Genomic DNA, 21,893 nt, shown 5'->3' with positions numbered 1-21,893 from the left:
CGACGAGTGGGGCAACAAGCTTGGCCATGGTGCGTTCGGATTTCGCGTCCGGCCTCGTTGGGGGCCGCAGTCCCGGCCTCGACGACGACGTCTTCAGGCTGTGGGACGGCCTTTCCGATTTCGAGGCCAGCGAGAGCGGCCAGGCAGCCGCCTGGCTCCTCGAGCAACTGGCGGCCCTCGTTGGCGTGGAGAACGTCACCTGGGCCGGGGCCGTGCGCATGGACGCTGATCCTGAAGATCCTCTCCAGGGCTGGCGCGTGGCGCGGATGCAGGCCCTGCGCCCCCCGAGCGAGGCCGCGGAGGGCGCAGCGCCGGAATATGCCGAGATCCTGGGCGCCTGGGATCGGCGCAAGCTCGATCCCTCGTTCCTTCTGCCCATGCGGGACGTGGGCGGCTTTCGCACCTATTCCTTTCGGCGCGACCTGCCGAAAGCCTGGTTCTCGGGCGCGTTCTACCGCACCCACTACGCCGCCGCCGGGGTCCATGACGCCGCCTTTGTGGCCTTCCCGGTGAATGCGGACTGCGAGTCCCACCTCGGGGTCTTCTCGGGCCGGCCAATCCCCGAGGCGGCCATCGCCCGGCTGGCCCTGGTCTCTCGCGGGCTCAAGTGGTTCCACCGGCGGCTGATGCTGTCCCACGGCCTGCTGGCGGCCTCGGCCCCCCTGACCCCGGCCGAGCAACGCGTCTTGCACCTCCTGCTCACCGAGGCCTCCGAGAAGGAGGTCGCCGGCCAGCTGGGCCTCGCCGCCTCGACAGTGCACGAGCACGTGCTCCGCCTTTATCGCAAGTACGGCGTCCACAGCCGGGTGGGGCTCATGAGCCTGTGGCTGCGCCGTTCGCCGGCCTGAGCCGCGGCCTCACGCCTCTGCAGGGGTGACGGGCCTGACGGGCGGCTCGGCGTAGGAGGCCCGGGCGGTCAGCACCTCGTCGGGCGTCGCCAGCAGCGCCTGGTACATCTGCTCGGGATAGACCATGTGCGGCTTGGCCGGGTCGTACGGCGGCTGCGGCACGGGGCTGGGGCCCGCATAGGCCGGCGGGGCCTTGTAGCGTTCGGCCTCCTCAGCCGAGATCCCGGCCCTGGCCAGGGCCTGGGGGTCGATCCAGGCCGCCGGGTCGATCGCCGCCTGCGACGTGGCCACCTCCAGGGTCAGCTGGTCGGGGCCGGCGAAGTAGATCGACTTGCACATGCCGTGGTCGATGGGGCCGATGACATTGACCCCGTGGCTGCGGATGCGGTCGCGCATGGCCAGCAGCTGGGCCTCGCTCTCCACCCCGAAGGCCAGGTGCTGCATCGTCCCCGCCGCGCTGGGCAGGGCGCCCGAGCCTGCGTGGGTCTTGCCCACCTCGATGGCGATGTCCTTCACCGCCGGCATCTGCACGATCGAGAAATAGCTGTGGTCGTTCAGCTTCAGGAAGGCGTGCAGGGCCCCGGGTACGCCGTGCATGTCGAAGATCGCCACCAGAGGACAGCCCATCACCTGGCTAAAGAATTCGATGTGGCTCTTGATGTCGGCGGCCATCACCGCGAGGTGGTGGACGCCGGTGGGCTGCGGCCCCGCGGACGCGCGTGAGGTCATCGGGCGGTCTCCCTCGCTCGGCCTTTTTCGGTCAGGACGCCGCCGAGCACGGCCTCCAGGATCATCTGTTCGTGGGCGGCCCGGGCCGCCGGGGTGTCGGGATCGAAGTCCAGCCCCTCGCGCAGCAGGGGAGCAAGGTTGATCGCCCCCGCCGCCGCGGCCTGCAGGGTCACGATCAGCAGCTCGGGCGGGCAGGGCCTGAGGTCGCCGTCAGCCATGGCCCGCCGCGCCAGTTCGGCCAGCCGGCGGTTGCGCGGTCCGATCAGATGCCGGTCCAGCCATGCCAGGCGCTCGCCTCCGGCCATGCCCTCCAGCGCCACGATCCGCCCGAGGGCCGGGTGGTTGCGGCTCACCTGCAGGAACAGCCGCATGGCCATCCGCAGCTGGGTCACCGCCGGCAGATCCCGGGCGGCGTCCATCAGTCGCTCCTCCTCGGCGATCACCGCGCCGAGGGCGAGCATGGCGCTGCGCCAGAGCTGGGCCTTGTCCTGGAAGTGGTAGTGCAGGGCCGGCTGCGAGACCTTCGCCGCCTTGGCGATCCCCGCCATGGTCACCCGCTCGAATCCCAGCCGCGAGAACTGGTCCAGGGCCGTCTCGCGGATGCGGGCGGCGGTCGCCTCGCCCTTGGGCGTGTTCGGCCAGTCGGGGGCGTTCGCCATGATTGACTCGCTAATCAGCGTTCCTGATTTTGTAGTCAGAAAAACCGGCGTTCCTCAAGCCGGGCGCGTTCGAGGGGAGGGTGGTCATGGCGGTGGTGCGCGAGCCCTATGGCTTCGTCCATGCGGACAACAGCCGGCTGAAGGAGGTCTATGGCGGGCCCACCGGCCAGGTTTTCGTCGAATGCATGCGCATCCGCCCCGATACCGGCTCGTCCAGGACGGTGATCCTGTTCAGCCACCCGGTGGGCGGCGGCGCCTTCCTGCCCCTGGTCACGGCTCTGGCCCGGGCCGGGCGGCACGTCATCTACTGCAATCCCCGCTACCGGGGGAACGACACGGCCCTGATCCTCGAGAAGTGCGTCCTCGATCTCGGCGCCTGCATCGCCGACCTCAAGCAGCGCTTCGGCTATGAGAAGGTGATCCTCGGCGGCTGGTCCGGGGGCGGGTCCCTGTCGCTGTTCTACCAGGACCAGGCCGAGCACCCGACCATCACCGAGACTCCGGCGGGCGACCCGGTGGACCTCGTGGGGGCCGGGCTCCAGCCGGCCGACGGGATCCTGCTGCTGGCGGCCCACATCAGCCGCTCGGTGACCATGACCGAATGGCTCGATCCCTCGATCCTGGACGAGCGCCGGCCCTTCGACCGTGACCGGTCGCTCAACATCTACGACCCCGACTGTCCCGAACGGCCGCCCTATTCGGACGAGTTCGTGGCCCGCTTCCGCGCGGCCCAGATCGCCCGCAACCGCCGGATCACCGCCTGGGCCAAGGCCGAGCTCGCCAAGCTCCGCGCCGAGGGCGCCCCTGACGCCGAGCGCTGCTTCGTCGTCCAGGGCACCATGTGCGACCTGCGCTGGACCGATCCCACGCAGGACCCGTCCGACCGACGGCCCTACGCCTGCTACCTGGGCGACCCGAGGATCGTGAACGACGGGCCGGTGGGCCTTGGCCGCTTCACCACCCTGCGCTCCTGGCTCTCCCAGTGGAGCTATGACGAGAGCCGCGCCAACGGCGAGATCAACGCCGGCCGCATCTCCTGCCCGGTGCTGGTGGTGAACAACACGGCCGATCTTGCCTGCACCCCCAGCCACGCCCAGCGCCTGTTCGACGCCACGGCCTCGGCCGACAAGTCCATCATCCACATCGAGGGCGCCGACCACTACTACGCCGAGCGCCCAGACCTCCTGCCCCGGGCCACGGGGGCGGTGGGCGAATGGCTGGACGCCCGGGGCTTCGTCTAGGTCCGACCGCCTCGCCTACGTCCCGCCTGAGGGGACTCAGGCCCGGCTCCAGGCGAAGCAGCCGGCGGGCAGGCCCGCGCCGCTGACCAGCAGCGCCCCGCGCCGGTAGAACCGCCAGCGCTCGGCCGCGTCCGCCTCGACCACCACCACGCCCAGGCCGGCGTCCGTCCACACCAGCCGGGCGTCGGCGTCCGCCACCGCGGCCAGGGCCTGCCGCGGCTCGACGCCGGGGGCGAAGACCACCGTGGTGAACGGCTGCTCCGCCGGCGGCCGCAGCGCCCAGGCGCCGGCGATCCCGATCAGCCCGATCAGCGCCCCCAGGGCCGTGACCGAAGCCCTTCGTCCCGGGCGTCCGCCCCCGCCCCGGCGCACGAGCAGGGCGCCAGCGGCCAGCGGCAGCAGGCCGAACGCCCCCAGCCAGATCAGGTCCCACATCAGCGGATTGGGGCTCTGGAGATTGACCCGGTGCAGGCCCAGCAGCCAGTGCGAGGCCACCGCGTCGATGACGTGCCAGGCGCCGAAGCCTGTCAGCAGCGTCCCGGCCAGGACGCGCCCCTCAAGGTCTTCGCCGCGCCGCTGCGCCCGCCACAGGCCCCACAGCGCCGCCACGGCGATGACGTACATCAGGCCGTGGAAATAGCCGTCCCACAGCACCTGCAGCCGCAGGTCGGACACCGCCGCCGCCAGGCTCAGCAGGTGGTGCCACTGCAGGATCTGGTGCAGCAGCACCCCGTCGAAGAACCCGCCCAGGGCGAACCCCAGGGCCGCGGCCCACCGGGTCCAGGACGATCTCCACACCGGGCTTGCCATGGGCGCGCGCTCCCTTGCCTCGCGCGCTCAACGCCGGGCCGCGCCGATGGCTCCGGCGGCCTCCGGCTCAGGCCCCCGCGGCCCGCGCCGCGTCGGCCGCCTCGAACTGGCGGATCTGGTCGGCCTCGGCCTTGCGGAAGGCGGGGCGGGCGGTGGCCCGCGCCACATAGGCCTCGCTCGCCGGCCGCTCGCCGAAGGCCCGCACCAGGGGCGCGCGCAGGGCGTCGGCCATCAGGATGTCGGCCACGGTGAAGCGTCCGGCCGCCAGCCATTCCCGCTCGGACAGCACCCGCTCCATGTGCGCCAGCCGCTGGGCCAGCCAGCCGGTCAGGCCATTCTCCGGCTCGCCGCAGATGTTCAGGAACCACCAGGGCACGCTGGCCATCTCCACCGAGTTCAGGGCCGCGATGGTCCATTGCAGGGTCTCGGCCTCGCCCACGGGGTCGCGGGGCATCAGCCGCTCGCTCCGGCGGGCCAGGTGCAGGAGCGCCGCGCCGCTCTCGAACAGCTTCACCTCGCCGTCGTCGAGATAGGGGACCTGACCGAAGGGCTGGCGGTCCAGGTGGTTGGTCTCCCGGCCGTCGAAGGCCACGGTGCGGACCTCATAGTCCAGCCCCGCCTCCTCGCAGGCCCAGCGCAGCCGCAGGTCCCGCACGAAGCCCCGCGGCCCTTCCGGAACCCAGTCGTAGGTCCACACGATCAATCGGCCCATGGCGCCTCGCCTCCCAGGGGGCCCGCCCAGCGTCCCCGCCGGCAGGCTAACGCATCTGCGGTCCCTCGTGCGCCTGAACCGATGCTTGCGCCCCGCGGCTGAGCCGATCGGCCGCTCGCGCGTTCTTCCCTCGGCAAACAGGGAGGCCGCCCGCATGAAGCTCTCCGAAGAGGACCGCGACCGGCTCGCGCTGCACTCGGCGTTCGCCGTCCACCAGATCGCCCGCTGGATCGCCACGCGCCAGGACGTGCCGCCCGACATCCGCGAGCGGCTGCGCGGCCACATCTCGGCCATCGAGGGCGTCCTCGTCACCAGCGGCCACGACTGGATCAAGGACGAGATCGAGGCGACCGAGGCCGCCCTCGGCTAGCCCGGGCCTTACTGGACGCCCAGCACCTTCTTCAGGAACTGGACCTCCACCGTCCGCACGGCCTCCTGATTGGCCTTCTTGTAGATGCCGTGGCCCTCGTCCTTGGCGAGGACGTACCAGACCTCGGTGCCCTGGGCCCGCAGGCTGGCCACCATCTGCTCGGACTCCGAGCGCGGCACGCGCGGGTCGTTGGCGCCCTGGAAGACCATCATCGGCTTCTTCATCTTGGGGCTCATCTTCACCGGCGCGATCTTCTCGAACACCGCCCGCATCTTCGGGTCGCGCTCGTCGCCGTATTCGGCCCGGCGCAGGTCCCGGCGGTAGCCCTCGGTGTTCTCGAGGAAGGTGATGAAGTCCGAGATGCCGTAAAGGTCGATGACCCCGGCGATGCGGTCGTTGTAGTGGCCGGCCACCGCCAGCACCATGTAGCCGCCGTACGACTGGCCCACCACCGCCACGCGGCTGGCGTCCAGGTCAGGCTGCCTGGCCACCCAGTCCAGCAGGGCGCCGATGTCCTTCACTGAGTCCTCGCGCTTCTCGGCGTTGTCGAGGGACAGGTAGGTCTTGCCGTAGCCCGACGAGCCGCGCACGTTGGGGATGATCACCGCCGCTCCCAGCTCGTTCACCCACGACTGCCGGCGCGGGTTGAAGTTGGGCAGCTCCTGGCTCTCGGGCCCGCCGTGGATCTGGATCACCACCGGCAGCTTTTCCCCGGGCCGGGCCGTCTTCGGGCGGTAGATGAAGGCCGGGATCGTCCGCTTGTCGAAGGTGGGATAACGGAACAGGGTCGGCTCCACGAGCTTGGCCGCATCGAGGCCGCCCAGCTCGCTGTGCGTCCACCGCACCAGCTCGTCCCTGGCCAAGTCGTAGCTCCACACGTCCCCCGAGCTGGTGGAGGTCGAGAGCGACAGGCCGAGCTTCGTCCCGTCCGGCGAGAACTTCAGCGCCGTCAGCACGCCCGGCGGCAGCTTCGGCCCGGGCAGCTGCCGGCCGCTGGCCACGTCGCGCAGCACGACCTTGGAATAGCCTTCCTCATTCACCGCATAGGCCACCGTGCGTCCGTCGGGCGAGAGGGTGAAGTCCTCGGCCCCCCACTTGGCCCCGGGCTCCAGGTCGCGGACCTTGCCCGTGGGGAGGTCGATCACCACCGGCCGGGTAACCTCGGCGCCGTCGTCCGACAGGGTCAGCACGCCGCGGCCGCCGTCCACGAAGGCCGCGCCCTGGTAGGCCGCCTTGCGCCCCTTCGGCCTCACCGGGGTCAGGGCGCCGCTGGCCACGTCCAGCACGAACAGCTCGGTGTGTTCGATGGAGTTGTAGCGGGCCGCCAGGATCTTCGCGCCGTCGGCGCTGATGTCCTGCGGCGAGATCGCCCCGGTCCCCTTGTGCACCACCCGGCGACTCTCCGGGTTCGACGGGTCGGCCGCCACGATGTCGTAGTTGGGATCGCCCGGGGTCACCTGGGCCCAGGCCACCAGCTTGCCGTCCTTCGAGAACTTGAAGCTCTGGTTGCGGGTCTTCGGCGCGGTCAGCTGCACCTCGTGGCCGGCCAGGTCGCGCAGGAACGCCTGGTAGTATTCGGCCCCGCCCACGTCGATCGGATAGAGGAACCGCTCCGTGCCCGGCTGGACGATGGCGCTGCTGATCGGCTCGGCCGCGAAGGTCAGTTGCGTGCGCGCCGCCCCGGGCGCGGCCACCCGGTGGATCTGGTCGGTCTCGCCGAACCGGGTGGCGATCAGCATCGAGCCGTCCGGCAGCCAGTCCTCGAACACCGCCGAGCGGGCGTTGTAGTAGGGGGCGATGGCCGCCTTCAGGGCCGGGGGCGTGGCCGGCACGCCCTCATAGACGATCTGGCCTTCCTCGCGCCGCTCCACGCCCTGGGCAAGCGCGCCCGGGGCCAGCGCGCCCGTGGACATCAGGACAGCGACGGCCGCACTGGCCAGCAACGCACGCGACAGCATCCTTCGGGATCCCCCAGCTCGAAACCTGGCGACGACCGAAGCGTGCGCCGCCCGCGCCGTCAATCCGCAGTCGTGCTAGGCCTTTGGTCGAACGAGAGTCGGCCAAGGACCGAACGGGGAGGGCAATCAGATGAAACCGCAGGACCTCGCGCCCATGGGGGCCCTGGCGGCCGCCGTCATCGGCGCGCTCGCCTACATGCTGATCTGGGACAGGCCGGCTTCGGCCCCGGTGGTCACCGCCGTGAAGGGGACGGGCGTCGGCTTCCTGGCCATCTACGCCGCGCTGCTGGCGAAGGAGTTGGATGGCTGGCTGATCGCCCTCGTCATGCTGCTCGGCATGCTGGGCGATGTGCTACTGGCGGCGGCGGGGCTTTCCACCGGCGCCCTGGCGTTCCTCGCCGGCCATGTGGTGGCGGTGATCCTCTACCGGCGCAACGCCCGCCGGCCCCTGACCCCGGCCGTCCTCGCCGGGGCGTTGCTGTTCGTGGCGGCGGTGGTGGCTCTGGCCGCTTGGCTGCCGGGCGATCCAGCCGCCGCCCTGCCGGTGGGGCTCTACACCGCCGGGCTCGCGCTCATGGCGGCCTGCGCCTGGGAAAGCCGCTTCCCCCGGGCGCTCACCGGCCTCGGCGCCCTGCTGTTCGTGATCTCCGACCTTCTGATCTTCGCCCGCCTCGGCCCGCTCGCCGGCCGGCCGTGGGTCGGGGCGGCCGTGTGGATCACCTATTTCGGCGGCCAGCTGCTGATCGTCCTCGGCGTCACCCGCACCCTGGCGCGCCGCTCCATCACGGCCTGAGCGCCGGGAGACCTACGACCGTTTCTGACGCAGCCGTCCGTCAGAGTCTTCCTCGTCGGGAACGCGGTGTTCCCGGCGCGGCCCCGGACCCTCCCGGGCCGAGGAGAACATCTTGCGAACCGCGAACAAAGGCGGTACGCATGAGTCCTCGGCTCTGGCACGAGTTCGACCGGCCGGGTTGGCGGAATCGTGGGATAGAGAGGCTCGGAAATGACTCAGTCGGCGTTGAGGCTCGTGGGCAAGGAAGACGGTGAAAAGCAGCGCGCTCTAGAGGCGGCGCTGGCGCAGATCGATCGGGCCTTCGGCAAGGGCTCGGTGATGAAGCTGGGCGACAAGGGCAAGGTCGTGGAGATCGAGGCCGTGTCCACCGGCTCCCTGGGCCTCGACATGGCCCTGGGCATCGGCGGCCTGCCCAAGGGCCGGATCATCGAGATCTACGGCCCGGAAAGCTCGGGCAAGACGACTCTCGCCCTGCACGTGGTGGCCGAGGTCCAGAAGTCGGGCGGCACCGCCGCCTTCGTCGACGCCGAGCACGCGCTCGATCCGTCCTACGCCCACAAGCTGGGCGTCAATCTGGACGACCTGCTGGTGGCCCAGCCCGACACCGGCGAACAGGCGCTCGAGATCACCGACACCCTGGTCCGCTCCAACGCCGTCGACGTCATCGTCGTCGACTCGGTGGCCGCCCTCACGCCCCGGGCCGAGATCGAGGGCGAGATGGGCGACAGCCTGCCGGGCCTTCAGGCCCGCCTGATGAGCCAGGCCCTGCGCAAGCTCACGGCCTCGATCTCCAAGGCCAAGACGCTGGTGATCTTCATCAACCAGATCCGCATGAAGATCGGCGTCATGTACGGCAGCCCCGAGACCACCACGGGCGGCAATGCGCTCAAGTTCTACGCCTCGGTGCGCCTCGACATCCGCCGCACCGGCTCGGTGAAGGTCCGCGACGAGATCGTCGGCAACAACGTCCGGGTGAAGGTGGTCAAGAACAAGGTCGCCCCGCCGTTCCGCGAGGTCGAGTTCGACATCATGTACGGCGAGGGGATCTCCAAGCTGGGTGAAATCATCGACCTCGGCGTCAAGGCCGGGGTGGTCGAGAAGTCCGGCTCCTGGTTCTCCTTCAACTCCCAGCGCATCGGCCAGGGCCGCGACAACGTCCGCGAGTTCCTCAAGCAGAACCCGGACATCGCCGCCCAGATCGAGGCCAAGGTCCGCGGCGCCAAGTCGGCCATCGAGGAGGAGCTCCTCGTCGGCCCCACCGACGACGCCAACGAACCCGACGGCTCCCTCTAGTCCTCCCCCTCCGGGGGGAGGTGGCCCGAAGGGCATTCGCCACCTCCACCGTCGTGCGCCGCGCCGGCGTCGGGCCTCCCCGCCAACCCGGCCCGCCGCCGCCCACCCTGCGCGCGGCTTTCGCGACGGCGGATGACGCCCGGGGCCCACGCCCCGGGCGTCCTTCCTTATCCACGGGCGCCCTACAGCCGCAGCTCCATGGCGTAGTTGTGGATCGCCACCCCGCGCACGGCGAAGTCGCGCCGGGCGACCAGGGCGAAGCCCTTGCGCGCGAACAGCCCCCGCGCCAGCTCGCTGGCCTCTACGTAGAGCCGCCGCATCCCCGCCGCCCGGGCGTGCGCCAGCAGGTCGTCCAACAGGGCCGAGGCCACACCCGTCCCCGCCGCCTGGGGCCGGCAGTAGAGATGGTCCACGTGCCCGTCCGCCTCCAGGTCGCAATAGCCCAGCAGGCTCCCGTCGGCGCCCTCCGCCACCCAGGTCCGCCGCCCGTCCTCCGCCCGAGCGTGCACCGCCTCCGTGGGCGTCGGTTCCGGCGCCCAGGCCGCCACCTGCTCGGCCGAATACCGCCGCGCCCCCAGCGCCCGCGCCGCCTCGAAATACACCCGCCCCATCTCCCCGGCGTCGGCAGGGGCATAAGGGCGGATCGTGAAGGGCAGGGCAGGGGCGGTCATGACTACATCCTGGTCGACCTCGACTGGCTCGTTCACTTTTCCTCTCATCCCCCCGCGAAAGCGAGGGGCAGACCGCCGCCGCCCGCCGCGCCGCCCTTCGGACCTGCGCCTTCACGGGGCCGCGCCGAGTCATGCCCGCTCGCCCAGGCCGGTCTGCGTCGGCGCCTTCAGCGTGCCATTCCGCCCGCGCCGGAAGACGCGCGGCCTCGGCAACTCGGCCAAGAGGCCGCACCCGTCCCGCGTGCTTTCCCTTTGCCCCCGTCTTCGCGTAAACGGAGCCCGCTCCCACATAGAGGGGGCGAGAGCGCCTGTTCCCGAAGACGAGATTCCATGACGACGTCGTCCAAGCCGACCCTGAACGAGATTCGCGCGCAGTTCCTGGAGTTCTTCCGGAGCAAGGGCCACGCCGTCGTCCCCTCGGCGCCGCTGGTGCCGCAGAACGACCCGACGCTGCTGTTCGTCAACGCGGGCATGGTGCCGTTCAAGAACTACTTCACGGGCGCCGAGACCCCGCCCTATCCGCGCGCGGCCAGCTCGCAGAAGGCCGTGCGCGCCGGCGGCAAGCACAACGACCTCGACAACGTCGGCTACACCGCCCGGCATCACACCTTCTTCGAGATGCTGGGCAACTTCTCGTTCGGCGACTACTTCAAGGAAGACGCCATCAGCCACGCCTGGGAGCTGCTCACCAAGGTCTGGGGGCTGCCCGTCGAGAAGCTGCTGGTCACCGTCTATCACACCGACGACGAGGCCGCGGACCTCTGGAAGAAGATCGCCGGCCTGCCGGACGAGATGATCATCCGCATCGCCACCTCCGACAACTTCTGGTCCATGGGCGACACCGGCCCCTGCGGCCCCTGCTCGGAGATCTTCTACGACCACGGCGCCCACATCCCCGGCGGCCCGCCCGGCAGCCCGGACGAGGACGGCGACCGCTTCGTGGAAATCTGGAACCTGGTCTTCATGCAGTTCGAGCAGTTCGCCGATGGCACGCGCACGGCCCTGCCCAAGCCCTCCATCGACACCGGCGCGGGCCTGGAGCGGGTGGCCGCCGTGCTGCAGGGCGTGCACGACAACTATGACGTCGACCTGTTCGTCGACCTGATGGCCGCCACCAAGGTCGAGCTGGGGGCGCCCGACAGCGAGACCACCCCCTCGCACCGGGTCATCGCCGACCACCTGCGCTCGTCGAGCTTCCTGATCGCCGACGGCGTCCTGCCCTCGAACGAGGGCCGCGGCTACGTCCTGCGCCGGATCATGCGCCGGGCCATGCGCCACGCCCACCTGCTGGGCGCCGAGGAGCCCCTGATGCACCGGGTGGCGCCCACCCTGGTGAAGCTGATGGGCGACGCCTATCCCGAGCTGCGCCGGGCCGAACCCGCCATCGTCGAGACCCTGCGTCAGGAGGAGGAGCGGTTCCGCCGCACCCTCGGCCGCGGCATGGCCCTGCTGGAAGAGGCCGCCGAGGGCCTGAAGCCCGGCGACGTGCTCTCGGGCGAGACCGCCTTCAAGCTCTATGACACCTACGGCTTCCCTCTCGACCTCACCCAGGACGCGGTCCGGGCCAAGGGGCTGACCGTCAACCTCGACGAGTTCGACGCGGCCATGGCCCGCCAGCGCGAGATGGCGCGGGAGAACTGGGTGGGCTCGGGCCAGGTGGCGGCCGCCGCCGAATGGTTCGCCATCCGCGACCGCCTGGGGCCCACGGACTTCATCGGCTACGACACCGTCGAGGGGACGGGCGAGGTGCTGGCCGTGGTGGTGGACGGCCAGGAGGCCGACCGCGCCGGCGCCGGCCAGACCGTGCAGGTGCTGGTGGACCGCACGCCCTTCTACGCCGAGAGCGGCGGCCAGGCTGGCGACAAGGGCGAGATCGAGTGGGAGGGTGGCAAGGCCCGGGTGCTCGACGTCCAGAAGCAGGCCGGCGACCTGCACGTCCATGAGGTGGAGATCACCGAGGGCGAGCTCGTCCCCGGCGCCCGGGTGCGTCTGGCGGTGGACCCGGACGTCCGCGCCGCCACCCGCGCCAACCACTCGGCCACCCACCTGCTGCATGCGGCCCTGCGCAACGTGCTCGGCAAGCACGTCACCCAGAAGGGCCAGATGGTGGACGGCGAGCGGATCCGCTTCGACTTCAGCCACGGCCAGCCGCTCACCGCCGAGGAGATCGACCGGATCGAGGCCGAGGTGAACGCCGTGGTGCGCCAGAACCTCGCCGCCGAGACCAAGAACATGCGCCCGCAGGAGGCCATCGAGGCCGGGGCCATGGCCCTGTTCGGCGAGAAGTACGGCGAGACCGTGCGGGTGCTGACCCTCGGCAAGGCCCTGGACGGCCAGGGCGACTATTCGGTGGAGCTGTGCGGCGGCACCCACGTGGCCCGCACCGGCGACATCGCCCTCTTCAAGGTGGTGTCCGAGCAGGGCATCGCCGCCGGGGTGCGCCGGATCGAGGCCCTGACCGGCGAGGCCGCCCGCCGCTGGCTGCTGGAGCAGGCCGCCGTCTCCAAGGCCCTGGCCGAGCAGTTCAAGGTGCCGGTGTCCGAGGTCGCCGCCCGCGTCGAGGCCCTGCAGGCCCAGGCCCGCAAGCTGGAGAAGGAGCTGGCCGACGCCAAGCGTCAGCTGGCCATGGGCGGCGGCGGGGCCGCGGCCGGGCCTGAGGACATCGGCGGCGTGCAGGTGGTGGCCCGGGTCATGGACGGGGTCGGCGGCAAGGACCTGCGGCCCATCGCCGAGGAGTTCAAGAAGCAGCTCCCCGACGGCGTCATCGCCCTCGTCGGCGTGGCCGATGGCAAGGCCGCCGTCACCGTGGCCATCACCGGCTCGGCGACGTCCCGCTTCAACGCCGGCGAGCTCGCCAAGGCGGCGGTGCTGGCCATGGGCGGGCAGGGTGCGGGCGGCCGTCCCGACTTCGCCCAGGGCGGCGCCCCCGACGGCTCCAAGGCCGAGGCGGGTCTCGCCGCCATCAAGGCCGCCATCGCCGGCTGATCGCTTCGGGGCGGCGCCGCGCCGGCGGTGGCCGTCCCTTGAGGCTCAAACGAAAAGGGCCCCCGCCGTCGGCGGGGGCCCTCGTCGTTTCGATGGGCTGGCGGCCTTAGGCGGCGGCCAGGGCCTTGTCCAGGTTGTCGGCGACCTTGTCGATGAAGCCCTCGGTGGTCAGCCAGCCCTGGGTGTCGCCCACCAGCAGGGCCAGGTCCTTGGTCATCGAGCCGCTCTCGACGGTGGAGATGCAGACCTGCTCCAGCGTCTGGGCGAACTTGGCCAGGTCCTCGTTGCCGTCGAGCTTGGCGCGGTGCTCCAGGCCCCGGGTCCAGGCGAAGATCGAGGCGATCGAGTTGGTCGAGGTGCTCTCGCCGCGCTGATGCTGGCGGTAGTGGCGGGTGACGGTGCCGTGGGCGGCCTCGGCCTCCATGGTCTTGCCATCCGGCGTGACCAGCACCGAGGTCATCAGGCCGAGCGAGCCGAAGCCCTGGGCCACCTGGTCCGACTGCACGTCGCCGTCGTAGTTCTTGCACGCCCAGATGAAGGCGCCCGACCACTTCAGGGCCGAGGCCACCATGTCGTCGATCAGGCGGTGCTCGTAGGTCAGGCCCGCGGCTTTGTACTTCTCGGCGAACTCGGTCTCGTAGACCTCGGCGAAGATGTCCTTGAAGCGGCCGTCATAGGCCTTGAGGATGGTGTTCTTCGTGGACAGATAGACCGGGTAGTTGCGGTTCAGGCCGTAGGACAGGCAGGCCTGGGCGAACTCGCGGATGCTTTCGTCGAGGTTGTACATGCCCATGGCGACGCCGCCGCCCGGGAAGTCGAACACCTCGTGCTCGATCTTCTCGCCGTTCTCGCCTTCCCACGAGATCTTCAGCTTGCCCTTGCCCGGGACGCGGAAGTCGGTGGCCCGGTACTGGTCGCCGAAGGCGTGACGGCCGACGATGATCGGCTGGGTCCAGCCGGGGATCAGCCGCGGCACGTTCTTGCAGATGATCGGCTCGCGGAAGACGACGCCCCCCAGGATGTTGCGGATCGTGCCGTTCGGCGACTTCCACATCTTCTTGAGGTTGAATTCCTTCACGCGCGCTTCGTCCGGCGTGATGGTGGCGCACTTGATGCCGACGCCGTGCTTCTTGATCGCCTCGGCGGCCTCCACGGTCACCTTGTCGTCCGTCGCATCACGGTTCTCGATGCCCAGGTCGTAGTACTCGACCGGCACGTCGACGAACGGGAAGATCAGCTTGTCCTTGATGAGCTTCCAGATGATGCGGGTCATCTCGTCCCCGTCGAGATCCACGACGGGGTTGGCGACTTTGATCTTGGCCATGTGGGGCAGACGCTCCGGACGGTAATCGATATGGGGTCGCCGTATAGCGGTCGAAGGCGCGCAGGTGAAGGCTTGGGGGCGCGAACTAGCCCACGCTGCTCCGTGCAAGGGCCGTCAGGTCGCTCATCAGGCGCCCGCGCCCGGCGCCGTCGAGGCTCGCGCCGGTGACGAACACCGCCAGGGCGTAGGCCCGCCGCTCGGGCAGGATGAAGACGCCGACGTCGGCCATGGCGGGTGTCAGGCCAAGGTCAGGCCGGGCGATGGAGAGGATATGCGCCCGCCCGTTCTCCCGGCGCAGGGTCCGCAACAGGTCCCGGGCCGTGGGCCGGGCGATGAGCTGGCCGCCGCCCAGCAGGCTCAGGAACTCCAGCATCCCGGAGGGCGTGGCGGTGTCCCGGGGATCGGCCATGTAGCGCTTCAGGGCGGCCAGCCGGGTCCCCTGCGGCTGGCGGGCGATGGCCTCGGCAAAGACGCCCTCGGTGCGCCAGGCAGGCCGGAACGAAGGTAAGCCGTGCCGTTCCACCAGCAGCTCCCGGGCGTAGCGGTCCACGCGGACCCCGTCCACGCGCTTGGCGTCCAGCCAGGCGGTGACCGCCCCGGGGCCGCCGATCCGCTTCATCAGCACGTCCGCCGCCGTGCTGTCGCCGAGGACGGCGGCGGCCAGCAGTTCGTCCACCGCGTAGTCGCGCCGGGCCGGCCAGGCCGCCGAGATCTTCGATGGCGGCGGCGAGAGCTGCCCCTCGTCCAGCGTCAGCCGCTCCTTGCCCGTGAGCCGTCCCGCCTCGACCTCGGCCAGCACAGCGGCGGCCAGGGGCAGGACGACGGTCCCGGCCAGGGGGAATCGCTGGTCGCCGGCGAAGCTGAAATGCTCGCCGCTCTCCAGGTTCATCAGCCCCATGCCCAGCCGGGCCGGGGCGATGGCCTCGGCGATCCGGGCGGTCTCCCGGTTGAGTCGATCCATGTCCAGGCGCGGGGTGCGCGAGGCGGTCAGCGGCTCGCCTGCGCCGCAGCCGGCGAGGGGCAGGGCTGCGCCCATCGCCAGCACGCTTCGGCGGCTGAGGGTTGCGTTCACGGTCGGGGCCTTCTCTAAACGCGCCATGTCCGAAGTTTCGTCTCCCAAGCCTGTCGTCATCCTGAACGCGCCACAGCTCGCGGAGAACATCGGCTCCGTTGCGCGGGTGATGGCGAACTTCGGCCTGGCCGAGCTGCGGCTGGTGAATCCTCGCGACGGCTGGCCCCAGGAACGGGCCTGGGCCTCGGCCTCCGGCGCCGACTGGCCGCTGAACGGGGCGCGGGTGTTCGACAGCGTGGCCGAGGCCCTCGCGGACCTCACCCTGGTCTTCGCCACCACCGCCCGCCCGCGGGAGCTGACCCTGCCGGTGATCACCCCGCGCCAGGCGGCGGCCGAACTGCGCGCGGCTTCGTCCCGGGGCGAACGTACCGGCCTCTTGTTCGGCGGCGAGCGTGCGGGGCTCGAGACCCAGGACATCGCCCTGACCCAGGCGGTGGTCACCATCCCCATCGACCCGCGCTTCCGGTCCCTGAACCTCGCCCAGGCGGTGGCCATCAACGCCTATGAGTGGCAGGCGGCCGAGGGCGACCGGCCGCCGCCCAACTTCCGGGAAGGCCCGCCCCCCGCCACCGCCGAGGCGCTCCTCGGCCTCTACCAGCACCTCGAGCGCGAGCTGGAGGTCGCGGGCTTCTTCCATCCGCCCGAGAAGACGCCCAACATGGTGCAGAACCTGCGCGCGGCCCTGGGCAAGGCCCGCTTCACCGACCAGGAGGTCCGCACCCTGCGCGGCGTGGTCACCGCCCTCTCGCGCGGACGCGGCAAGGTGCTGGAGAAGATCGCCCGCACGAAGGGGAAGCCGGCCGGCGAGGCCTGACGGGGGCAAACTTGACTCCGCCGCCCTTCGTCGGCATATCCGCGCCTCTTCCGCCGCCGGGTCCGCCCGGCCGGCCCGGAAGTCTATGACGGATTGATGCGCCGCCGCCGTTGAGATCGCGGTCCCATGAGGGGACAGCCGGCCCGTGTCGAAGAGAGTGGAATATGTCCAAGCGCCATAGCGCCAAGTACAAGCTCGACCGCCGGATGGGCGAAAACGTCTGGGGTCGTCCGAAGTCTCCGATCAACAGCCGCGCCTACGGCCCGGGCCAGCACGGCCAGCGCCGCAAGAGCAAGGTCTCGGACTTCGGCCTGCAGCTCCGCGCCAAGCAGAAGCTGAAGGGCTACTACGGCAACATCACCGAGAAGCAGTTCGTCCGCATCTACACGGAAGCTGCGCGCCGCAAGGGCAACACCTCGGAAAACCTGATCGCGCTGCTCGAATCGCGCCTGGACGCGGTGGTCTATCGCGCCAAGTTCGTGCCGACCCCGTTCGCCGCCCGGCAGTTCGTCAACCACGGCCACGTGCTGGTGAACGGCAAGCGCGTGAACATCGCCTCGTACCGGGTGAAGCCGGGCGACGTGGTCTCGGTGCGCGAGCGTTCGCGTAACATGGCCCTGGTGCTGGAAGCCCTGCAGTCGTCGGAGCGTGACACGCCCGACTACATCACCGTGGACGTCAAGGCGATGAGCGCCACCTTCGTCCGCGCGCCGGAGCTGGCCGAAGTGCCGTATCCGGTGAAGATGGAGCCGAACCTGGTCGTGGAATTCTACGCGTCGTAAGCCGACGCCGAATTCGCAAGAAACGCGAAGGCCCCGGAGCAATCCGGGGCCTTTTGCTTTGCGTGGCGTTCGTCGCGTTGGCGGTTAGGCTCGGACGATGAATCGGCGCTGGGTCTTGGCGGGACTGATGGGGCTGGCCGGGTGCGCCACCCTGCCGCCGCCGCGCCTCGTCAAGCCCGCCGAGCCCCTGGAAGAGCTGGAGCCCCTGATCCTGGCCTGGCCCACGGCCGAGGGGCTGGTCATCCGGGTCACGTCCCGGGGGTGCACGGCAAAGGCCGACTGGACCTTCTATGTGGAGCGGGACGGGCGCACGGCCCGCCTCGCCTTCGCCCGCAAGGCCCTCGACGTCTGCCGCAGCCCGGGCGGCCAGGTCGACCTCGTCTTCAGCTGGGCCGAGCTCGGTCTCCCGCGCGGGATCGAGGTGCGCCTACTGAATCCGCTGGCCGGCTGAGGCCGTCTCGGCCTCCGCCGGGTGCAGCTCCAGCCGGTCCCGGGGCAGGGCGTGCGGATAGCTGGCCTGCAGGAAGGCGATCAGCTTCTCGCGCACCAGGCAGCGCAGGTCGAAGGCTTCCCCCGCCGAACGCGCCCCCACCAGGCAGCGGACCTCCATTGTGCGCTCGCGGGCATCGGTCACCTGCAGCACCACCACCTGCCGGTCCCAGAGGGGCGAGGCCTCCACGATCTCCTTCAGCCGCGCCCTGAGCGGCTCCAGCGGGGTGGAATAGTCGAGATAGAGCAGCACCACCCCCAGCAGGTCGGCGGTGGTCCGGGTCCAGTTCTGGAACGGCGTCTCCAGGAAGTATTTCAGCGGCACGATCAGCCGCCGCTTGTCCCAGATGCGGATCACCACATAGGCCGAGGTGATCTCCTCCACCACGCCCCACTCGCCCTCGACGATCACCGCATCGTCGATGCGGATCGGCTGGGTAAGGGCGATCTGGATCCCCGCCATGATGTTCGACAGCACCGGCTGCAGGGCCAGGCCCACGATGATCCCCGCCGCGCCGCCCGCCGCCAGCAGGCTGACCCCCAGCTGCCGCACCGCCGGGATGGTCATCAGGGCGAAGGCGGCGGTGAGCAGGATCACCAGCACGGTGATGGCCCGGCGCAGGATGCGCACCTGGGTCAGGTGCTTGCGGGCCAGCAGGTTGTCGGCCACGTCGATCCGGTAGCGCTTCATGTAGAGCGCCGCCCCGATGTCCACGGCGGTCAACACCGCCCAGCCCACCAGGATGATGAACGACACCAGCAGCGCATGCTGGATAAAGGCCGCCTCCTTCCCCGAGATGGGGCTCACCCGCACCGACCAGCTCGCCGCCAGGAACATCAGCGCCAGGCGGCCGGGGCCGCGGGTGCGGATGGCCAGGGAGCGGGTGAACTCGCTGCGCTTGCGCAGGCCCCGGCGGATGGCCCGCACCAGCAGGCCGTGCAGCACCAGGGCGGCCGCCAGGGCGGCGGCGATGAAGACCAGGCCCACCACCCAGGCCGGCAGCCAGGTGAGGCGCGCGGCCACGTCTTGGGCGAGGGTGGAAAGCGTCATGAGCGTCCGTGGAAGTTGGCCCCAGTGCAGAGTCCAACCCCCGAACGGCGGCAGGGTTCATCCCCCGCGCCGTCGACGCCTCGCTAGATGAACATCTGCACCATGTGCGGCGGCACCCGTCGGGGCCGACCGGTGGCTTGTTCGATCAGCACCCAGGTGGTCTTCACCTGGGCGCACATCTGGCCGTCGGGGCCGTCGATGCGGATGAAGCGGTCGAAGCGCGGCCCCTGCGCCTGGTCCGAGACCCAGGTGCGCCCGTGGGCGATCTCCCCGGGCAACAGGGCGCGGCGATAGTCCACCTCGTGGCGCAGGGCCACCCAGGCCCAGGTGGCCTGGTCCTCGGCCGAGGCGCGGCTGCGCCAGTGGGCCGTGCCCATGTCCTGGGCCCAGCGCAGATAGACCACGTTGTTCACGTGGCCGTTCTCGTCGATGTCGTCTGGCGTGGGCTCGAACGTCAGGCGGAAGACCTGCCGGCCCTCCGGCGGCTCGAGCAGGGCGGTCACGCTTCCAGCACGCCCTTTTCCGCGAGGAAGGTCTTCAGCTCGCCCGATTGGAACATCTCGCGGACGATGTCGGCGCCGCCGATGAACTCGCCCTTCACATAGAGCTGCGGGATGGTCGGCCAGTCGGAGAAGGTCTTGATGCCCTCGCGCAGCTGCTCGTTCTGCAGCACGTCGACGCCGGTGAAGTCGACGCCCAGGTGATCCAGGATCTGCACCACCACGGCCGAGAAGCCGCAGCGGGGCTGTTCCGGCACGCCCTTCATGAACAGGATCACCGGATGGTCCGCCACCGCCTGGGCGATCCAGTTGTGGACGGGGTTGGCGGTCACAGCGTCGGTCATCGGTCGCCCTTTCGGCGGATAGTCGTCAGCCCCGGGTCGCGCCCGGGAGTCCCTTCACAGTCGCCCCAGAGCTAGGGACGGGGGCGCGCGGGGTCAAGCGGCGCCGGACGCCTGCGCCCGGCGGACCTGGCCTCGCGCCATCAGTGCGCCGGGGTCGAGCTGTAGCGGGCTTCCAGGAGATCGATCTCCCTGACCAGGCGGCGGACGGCGTCCTCGGGCAGCTCCCCGGCCCGGCCGGCGGCGTAGAGCCGGGCGCGCTCGGCCTTGAGGCCCGCCAGCCGCAGGGCGCGTTCGATCTCCTCCAGCCGCCGTCGCTGCAGGCGGCTCTCGGCGTCCAGGCCCCGGCCGTCTATCCGCAGGCGGTACAGCTCCATCACCCGGGTCGCGGCGTCGGCGTATAGGTCGGCGTCGGCCCGGCCGGCGGCGAGCCGGTGCTGCTCGGCGTCGATGGCCCGCAGGGCGGCCTCGGCGGCGGCGATCCGCGCGGCTTCCTCCTGGGCCTGGGCCGACGGGTCAGGGGGCAGCTCCAGGCCCTTCAGGATCGGGGGCAGGGCGAAGGTGGCGATCAGCAGGGTGACGATGATCACCCCCGCGGCCAGGAAGATGGCCAGGTCCCGGGCAGGGAAGGGCGAGCCGTCGCGCAGGGTCAGCGGCAGGGTCAGGATGCCGGCCAGGGTGATGGCCCCGCGCACCCCGGCCAGGGACATGGCCAGCACCAGTCGCCGGCTCACCTTCGGATTCCGTTCGCCGCGCAGCCGGGCCCGGAACCAAGTCAGGCGCAGCGAGCCCCACACCCAGGCGAACCGCAGGACGCCCAGGGCCGCTACGATGGCCAGCACATAAACGGCCAGCCACCAGGGCTCGCTGTGGCCGGTCAGGCGCACAGTCTCGGCGGCGCTCGTGGCGATGCTCGGCAACTGCTCGCCCAGCAGGACGAAGATGGCGCCGCTGGCGGCGAACTGCACCGTGTCCCACACCGCCGTGCGCCGCACCCGCGTCACCGCCAGGGCGCCCGTCTCGGCGAAGGTCATGGTGATGCCGGCGGCGACGGCCGCCAGGATGCCCGAGCAGTGCAGGTGCTCGGCGATCAGATAGGCCGTGAAAGGGATCAGCAGGCTGATGATGATCTGCGCGCCGCTGTCCTCGCCCAGATGCGCGGCGGCGAAGCCCTTGGCCTTGCTGATCAGATAGGCGGTGGCCACCCCGATGGCGAGGCCGCCGATGGCCAGCCAGAAGAAGGTCCCGATGGCCGCCGTCAGGGAGAAGGCGCCGGTCAGCATGGCGGCCACGGCGAAGCGCATGCACACCAGGCCCGAGGCGTCGTTCAGCAGGGATTCCCCTTCGAGGATGTGCATCATCCGGCGGGGGATCGGCGTGCGCGCCGCCACCGCCTGCACGGCGATGGGGTCGGTGGGCGAGACGATGGCCGCCAGGGCGAAGGCCACGGCCAGGGGCATGGCCGGGATCATCCAGTGGATCAGCAGGCCCACCCCGGCCACGGTGAGGATCACCAGGCCCAGGGCGAGCTCGATGATGATCACCTTGTCGCGGAACAGTTCGCTCTTGGGGATCCGCCAGCCGTCGAGGAACAGCAGCGGCGGCAGGAAGAGGACGAAGAACAGCTCGGGGTCCAGCACCACCGTCTCGATGGGCGAGAGCGCAATCCCGGCGCCGAACAGAATCTGCATGATCGGCAGGGCGATGCCGGTCCAGCGCGCCAGGATGCCGCTGACCACCACCGCGGCCAGCATGATCAGGACGATGACGATCTGTTCCAGAGGGCCCTCCTTGCCTCGCGGCCCTCTTCTTGCCGCCATTCGCCCGGCCCGTCACTCCGAAGATGCCCAGATGCTTCCCCCTTTGGGGAGCCCCGCGCGGAAGGGGGGAGGGTGATGCGGAGGCGTCGGGGGGCGAGCCCTTTTCCGGCCCTTCAGGCCACCTCCCCCAAGGGAGGAGCCCTCGCCGCCGTCCTGGCGGCTCAGAACTCGGGGTTGGAGAGCTTGTCCACCCGGGGGCCGTGGCGGCCGCCGCCGAAGTCGGTGGCGAGGAACGCATCGAGGCAGGCCTTGGCCATGTCCACGCCGGTCAGGCGCGCGCCCATGGCCAGAACGTTGGCGTCGTTGTGCTCCCGGGCCAGGGCGGCCGACAGGGGCTCGGAAACCAGGGCGCAGCGGCAGGCCGGATGGCGGTTCACGGCGATGGAGATGCCGATCCCCGAGCCGCACAGGACCACGCCCCGTTCGGCGATCCCCTCGGCCACCACCGAGGCCAGCTTGTAGCCATAGTCGGGATAGTCCACCCGGTCGGCGGTCTCCGGGCCGAGGTCGGCCACCTCGTGGCCAAGGCCGATCAGATATTCGCGCAGCTCCGCCTTCAGGTCGACGGCGGCGTGGTCGGAAGCGATGGCGATGCGCACAGGTCTTTAGTCCCAGCCAGCAAGGTCGCGGC

Annotated in this window: 22 protein-coding genes; 9 read left to right on the top strand and 13 right to left on the bottom strand. The window is 70.7% G+C overall.

Annotation, left to right across the window (positions count from 1 at the left end; all coding sequences use genetic code 11):
- Window positions 1-26: 26 nt before the first annotated feature.
- A complete protein-coding gene (locus tag BO64_RS07100) occupies window positions 27-848 on the top strand; it encodes a helix-turn-helix transcriptional regulator (RefSeq protein WP_496402587.1) in 822 nt (273 codons plus the stop codon).
- A gap of 9 nt (window positions 849-857) precedes the next feature.
- On the opposite strand, the gene BO64_RS07095 is transcribed toward BO64_RS07100, so the two are convergent.
- Window positions 858-1,577, bottom strand: coding sequence for a VOC family protein (locus BO64_RS07095; RefSeq protein ID WP_496402586.1), 720 nt, complete (start codon window positions 1,575-1,577; stop codon window positions 858-860).
- A complete protein-coding gene (locus BO64_RS07090; protein ID WP_496402585.1) occupies window positions 1,574-2,236 on the bottom strand; it encodes a TetR/AcrR family transcriptional regulator in 663 nt (220 codons plus the stop codon). Before BO64_RS07090 ends, BO64_RS07095 begins: the two co-directional genes overlap by 4 nt.
- Window positions 2,237-2,322: 86 nt before the next feature.
- On the opposite strand from BO64_RS07090, the gene BO64_RS07085 reads away from it, so the two are divergent.
- Complete coding sequence (locus tag BO64_RS07085; RefSeq protein WP_496402584.1) at window positions 2,323-3,477, top strand: alpha/beta hydrolase; 1,155 nt, start codon at window positions 2,323-2,325, stop codon at window positions 3,475-3,477.
- A 36-nt stretch (window positions 3,478-3,513) separates the two neighbouring features.
- On the opposite strand, the gene BO64_RS07080 is transcribed toward BO64_RS07085, so the two are convergent.
- Window positions 3,514-4,287, bottom strand: a complete 774-nt coding sequence (locus tag BO64_RS07080) for a DUF2243 domain-containing protein (protein ID WP_496402583.1) — start codon at window positions 4,285-4,287, stop codon at window positions 3,514-3,516.
- A gap of 67 nt (window positions 4,288-4,354) precedes the next feature.
- Window positions 4,355-4,999, bottom strand: coding sequence for a glutathione S-transferase family protein (locus BO64_RS07075; protein WP_496402582.1), 645 nt, complete (start codon window positions 4,997-4,999; stop codon window positions 4,355-4,357).
- 154 nt (window positions 5,000-5,153) lie between these two features.
- Between BO64_RS07075 and BO64_RS07070 the strand changes: the two genes are divergently transcribed.
- Window positions 5,154-5,369, top strand: coding sequence for an RING finger protein (locus BO64_RS07070; protein WP_496402581.1), 216 nt, complete (start codon window positions 5,154-5,156; stop codon window positions 5,367-5,369).
- An 8-nt stretch (window positions 5,370-5,377) separates the two neighbouring features.
- On the opposite strand, the gene BO64_RS07065 is transcribed toward BO64_RS07070, so the two are convergent.
- Window positions 5,378-7,327 carry a S9 family peptidase gene (locus tag BO64_RS07065; RefSeq protein ID WP_496402580.1) on the bottom strand — a complete coding sequence of 650 codons (1,950 nt, stop codon included), beginning with the start codon at window positions 7,325-7,327 and terminating at the stop codon, window positions 5,378-5,380.
- A 130-nt stretch (window positions 7,328-7,457) separates the two neighbouring features.
- Here BO64_RS07065 and BO64_RS07060 point away from each other — a divergent pair, with 130 nt between their 5' ends.
- Window positions 7,458-8,120, top strand: a complete 663-nt coding sequence (locus BO64_RS07060) for a lysoplasmalogenase family protein (protein WP_496402579.1) — start codon at window positions 7,458-7,460, stop codon at window positions 8,118-8,120.
- A gap of 210 nt (window positions 8,121-8,330) precedes the next feature.
- Window positions 8,331-9,413 (top strand): recombinase RecA, encoded by a 1,083-nt coding sequence (gene recA, locus BO64_RS07055; RefSeq protein ID WP_496402578.1) that lies wholly within the window; start codon window positions 8,331-8,333, stop codon window positions 9,411-9,413.
- A 182-nt stretch (window positions 9,414-9,595) separates the two neighbouring features.
- Here recA and BO64_RS07050 read toward each other — a convergent pair whose 3' ends face one another.
- The gene (locus tag BO64_RS07050) at window positions 9,596-10,120 is read right to left on the bottom strand and encodes a GNAT family N-acetyltransferase (RefSeq protein WP_496402577.1); all 525 of its coding nucleotides are present in this window, start codon (window positions 10,118-10,120) and stop codon (window positions 9,596-9,598) included.
- A gap of 294 nt (window positions 10,121-10,414) precedes the next feature.
- On the opposite strand from BO64_RS07050, the gene alaS reads away from it, so the two are divergent.
- The gene (gene alaS / locus BO64_RS07045; protein WP_496402576.1) at window positions 10,415-13,069 is read left to right on the top strand and encodes an alanine--tRNA ligase; all 2,655 of its coding nucleotides are present in this window, start codon (window positions 10,415-10,417) and stop codon (window positions 13,067-13,069) included.
- Between the two features lie 106 nt (window positions 13,070-13,175).
- Here the strand turns inward: alaS and BO64_RS07040 are convergent, their stop codons facing one another.
- Both BO64_RS07040 and BO64_RS07035 read right to left on the bottom strand, forming a co-directional pair.
- Window positions 13,176-14,393 (bottom strand): NADP-dependent isocitrate dehydrogenase, encoded by a 1,218-nt coding sequence (locus BO64_RS07040; protein ID WP_496402575.1) that lies wholly within the window; start codon window positions 14,391-14,393, stop codon window positions 13,176-13,178.
- Window positions 14,394-14,478: 85 nt separating this feature from the next.
- Window positions 14,479-15,465, bottom strand: a complete 987-nt coding sequence (locus tag BO64_RS07035; RefSeq protein WP_496402574.1) for a serine hydrolase — start codon at window positions 15,463-15,465, stop codon at window positions 14,479-14,481.
- Between the two features lie 25 nt (window positions 15,466-15,490).
- On the opposite strand from BO64_RS07035, the gene BO64_RS07030 reads away from it, so the two are divergent.
- The 3 genes from BO64_RS07030 (at window position 15,491) to BO64_RS07020 (ending at window position 17,512) form a co-directional block, all read left to right on the top strand.
- Window positions 15,491-16,279 (top strand): RNA methyltransferase, encoded by a 789-nt coding sequence (locus tag BO64_RS07030; protein ID WP_496402573.1) that lies wholly within the window; start codon window positions 15,491-15,493, stop codon window positions 16,277-16,279.
- Window positions 16,280-16,443: 164 nt separating this feature from the next.
- Window positions 16,444-17,061, top strand: a complete 618-nt coding sequence (gene rpsD, locus BO64_RS07025) for a 30S ribosomal protein S4 (protein ID WP_496402572.1) — start codon at window positions 16,444-16,446, stop codon at window positions 17,059-17,061.
- Window positions 17,062-17,188: 127 nt separating this feature from the next.
- Window positions 17,189-17,512: a hypothetical protein gene (locus tag BO64_RS07020; protein ID WP_496402571.1), complete on the top strand. Its 324-nt coding sequence runs from the start codon at window positions 17,189-17,191 to the stop codon at window positions 17,510-17,512.
- On the opposite strand, the gene BO64_RS07015 is transcribed toward BO64_RS07020, so the two are convergent.
- The 5 genes from BO64_RS07015 to rpiB form a co-directional block, all read right to left on the bottom strand.
- A complete protein-coding gene (locus BO64_RS07015) occupies window positions 17,489-18,601 on the bottom strand; it encodes a mechanosensitive ion channel family protein (RefSeq protein ID WP_496402570.1) in 1,113 nt (370 codons plus the stop codon). The genes BO64_RS07020 and BO64_RS07015 overlap by 24 nt on opposite strands.
- Window positions 18,602-18,684: 83 nt before the next feature.
- Window positions 18,685-19,104, bottom strand: coding sequence for an acyl-CoA thioesterase (locus BO64_RS07010; protein WP_496402569.1), 420 nt, complete (start codon window positions 19,102-19,104; stop codon window positions 18,685-18,687).
- Window positions 19,101-19,445 carry a Grx4 family monothiol glutaredoxin gene (gene grxD, locus BO64_RS07005; protein WP_496402568.1) on the bottom strand — a complete coding sequence of 115 codons (345 nt, stop codon included), beginning with the start codon at window positions 19,443-19,445 and terminating at the stop codon, window positions 19,101-19,103. Before grxD ends, BO64_RS07010 begins: the two co-directional genes overlap by 4 nt.
- Before the next feature lie 140 nt (window positions 19,446-19,585).
- Entirely contained in the window at window positions 19,586-21,262 is a 1,677-nt protein-coding gene (locus BO64_RS07000) for a Na+/H+ antiporter (protein WP_496402567.1), read from the bottom strand.
- Window positions 21,263-21,423: 161 nt separating this feature from the next.
- On the bottom strand, window positions 21,424-21,861 hold the full coding sequence (rpiB, locus tag BO64_RS06995; protein ID WP_496402566.1) for a ribose 5-phosphate isomerase B: 438 nt from the start codon (window positions 21,859-21,861) through the stop codon (window positions 21,424-21,426).
- Window positions 21,862-21,893: the final 32 nt, after the last annotated feature.

The sequence above is a fragment of the Phenylobacterium composti DSM 19425 genome (assembly GCF_059568645.1).
This window is presented reverse-complemented; position numbering and strand designations above follow the sequence as displayed.

Excerpts from the sequence above, each read along its gene's own strand:
- BO64_RS07100 (WP_496402587.1), top strand. The coding sequence starts at position 27 with ATGGTGCGTTCGGATTTCGCGTCCGGCCTCGTTGGGGGCCGCAGTCCC.
- BO64_RS07095 (WP_496402586.1), bottom strand. The coding sequence starts at position 1,577 with ATGACCTCACGCGCGTCCGCGGGGCCGCAGCCCACCGGCGTCCACCAC.
- BO64_RS07090 (WP_496402585.1), bottom strand. The coding sequence starts at position 2,236 with ATGGCGAACGCCCCCGACTGGCCGAACACGCCCAAGGGCGAGGCGACC.
- BO64_RS07085 (WP_496402584.1), top strand. The coding sequence starts at position 2,323 with ATGGCGGTGGTGCGCGAGCCCTATGGCTTCGTCCATGCGGACAACAGC.
- BO64_RS07080 (WP_496402583.1), bottom strand. The coding sequence starts at position 4,287 with ATGGCAAGCCCGGTGTGGAGATCGTCCTGGACCCGGTGGGCCGCGGCC.
- BO64_RS07075 (WP_496402582.1), bottom strand. The coding sequence starts at position 4,999 with ATGGGCCGATTGATCGTGTGGACCTACGACTGGGTTCCGGAAGGGCCG.
- BO64_RS07070 (WP_496402581.1), top strand. The coding sequence starts at position 5,154 with ATGAAGCTCTCCGAAGAGGACCGCGACCGGCTCGCGCTGCACTCGGCG.
- BO64_RS07065 (WP_496402580.1), bottom strand. The coding sequence starts at position 7,327 with ATGCTGTCGCGTGCGTTGCTGGCCAGTGCGGCCGTCGCTGTCCTGATG.
- BO64_RS07060 (WP_496402579.1), top strand. The coding sequence starts at position 7,458 with ATGAAACCGCAGGACCTCGCGCCCATGGGGGCCCTGGCGGCCGCCGTC.
- recA (WP_496402578.1), top strand. The coding sequence starts at position 8,331 with ATGACTCAGTCGGCGTTGAGGCTCGTGGGCAAGGAAGACGGTGAAAAG.
- alaS (WP_496402576.1), top strand. The coding sequence starts at position 10,415 with ATGACGACGTCGTCCAAGCCGACCCTGAACGAGATTCGCGCGCAGTTC.
- BO64_RS07040 (WP_496402575.1), bottom strand. The coding sequence starts at position 14,393 with ATGGCCAAGATCAAAGTCGCCAACCCCGTCGTGGATCTCGACGGGGAC.
- BO64_RS07030 (WP_496402573.1), top strand. The coding sequence starts at position 15,491 with ATGTCCGAAGTTTCGTCTCCCAAGCCTGTCGTCATCCTGAACGCGCCA.
- rpsD (WP_496402572.1), top strand. The coding sequence starts at position 16,444 with ATGTCCAAGCGCCATAGCGCCAAGTACAAGCTCGACCGCCGGATGGGC.
- BO64_RS07020 (WP_496402571.1), top strand. The coding sequence starts at position 17,189 with ATGGGGCTGGCCGGGTGCGCCACCCTGCCGCCGCCGCGCCTCGTCAAG.
- BO64_RS07015 (WP_496402570.1), bottom strand. The coding sequence starts at position 18,601 with ATGACGCTTTCCACCCTCGCCCAAGACGTGGCCGCGCGCCTCACCTGG.
- grxD (WP_496402568.1), bottom strand. The coding sequence starts at position 19,445 with ATGACCGACGCTGTGACCGCCAACCCCGTCCACAACTGGATCGCCCAG.
- BO64_RS07000 (WP_496402567.1), bottom strand. The coding sequence starts at position 21,262 with ATGGCGGCAAGAAGAGGGCCGCGAGGCAAGGAGGGCCCTCTGGAACAG.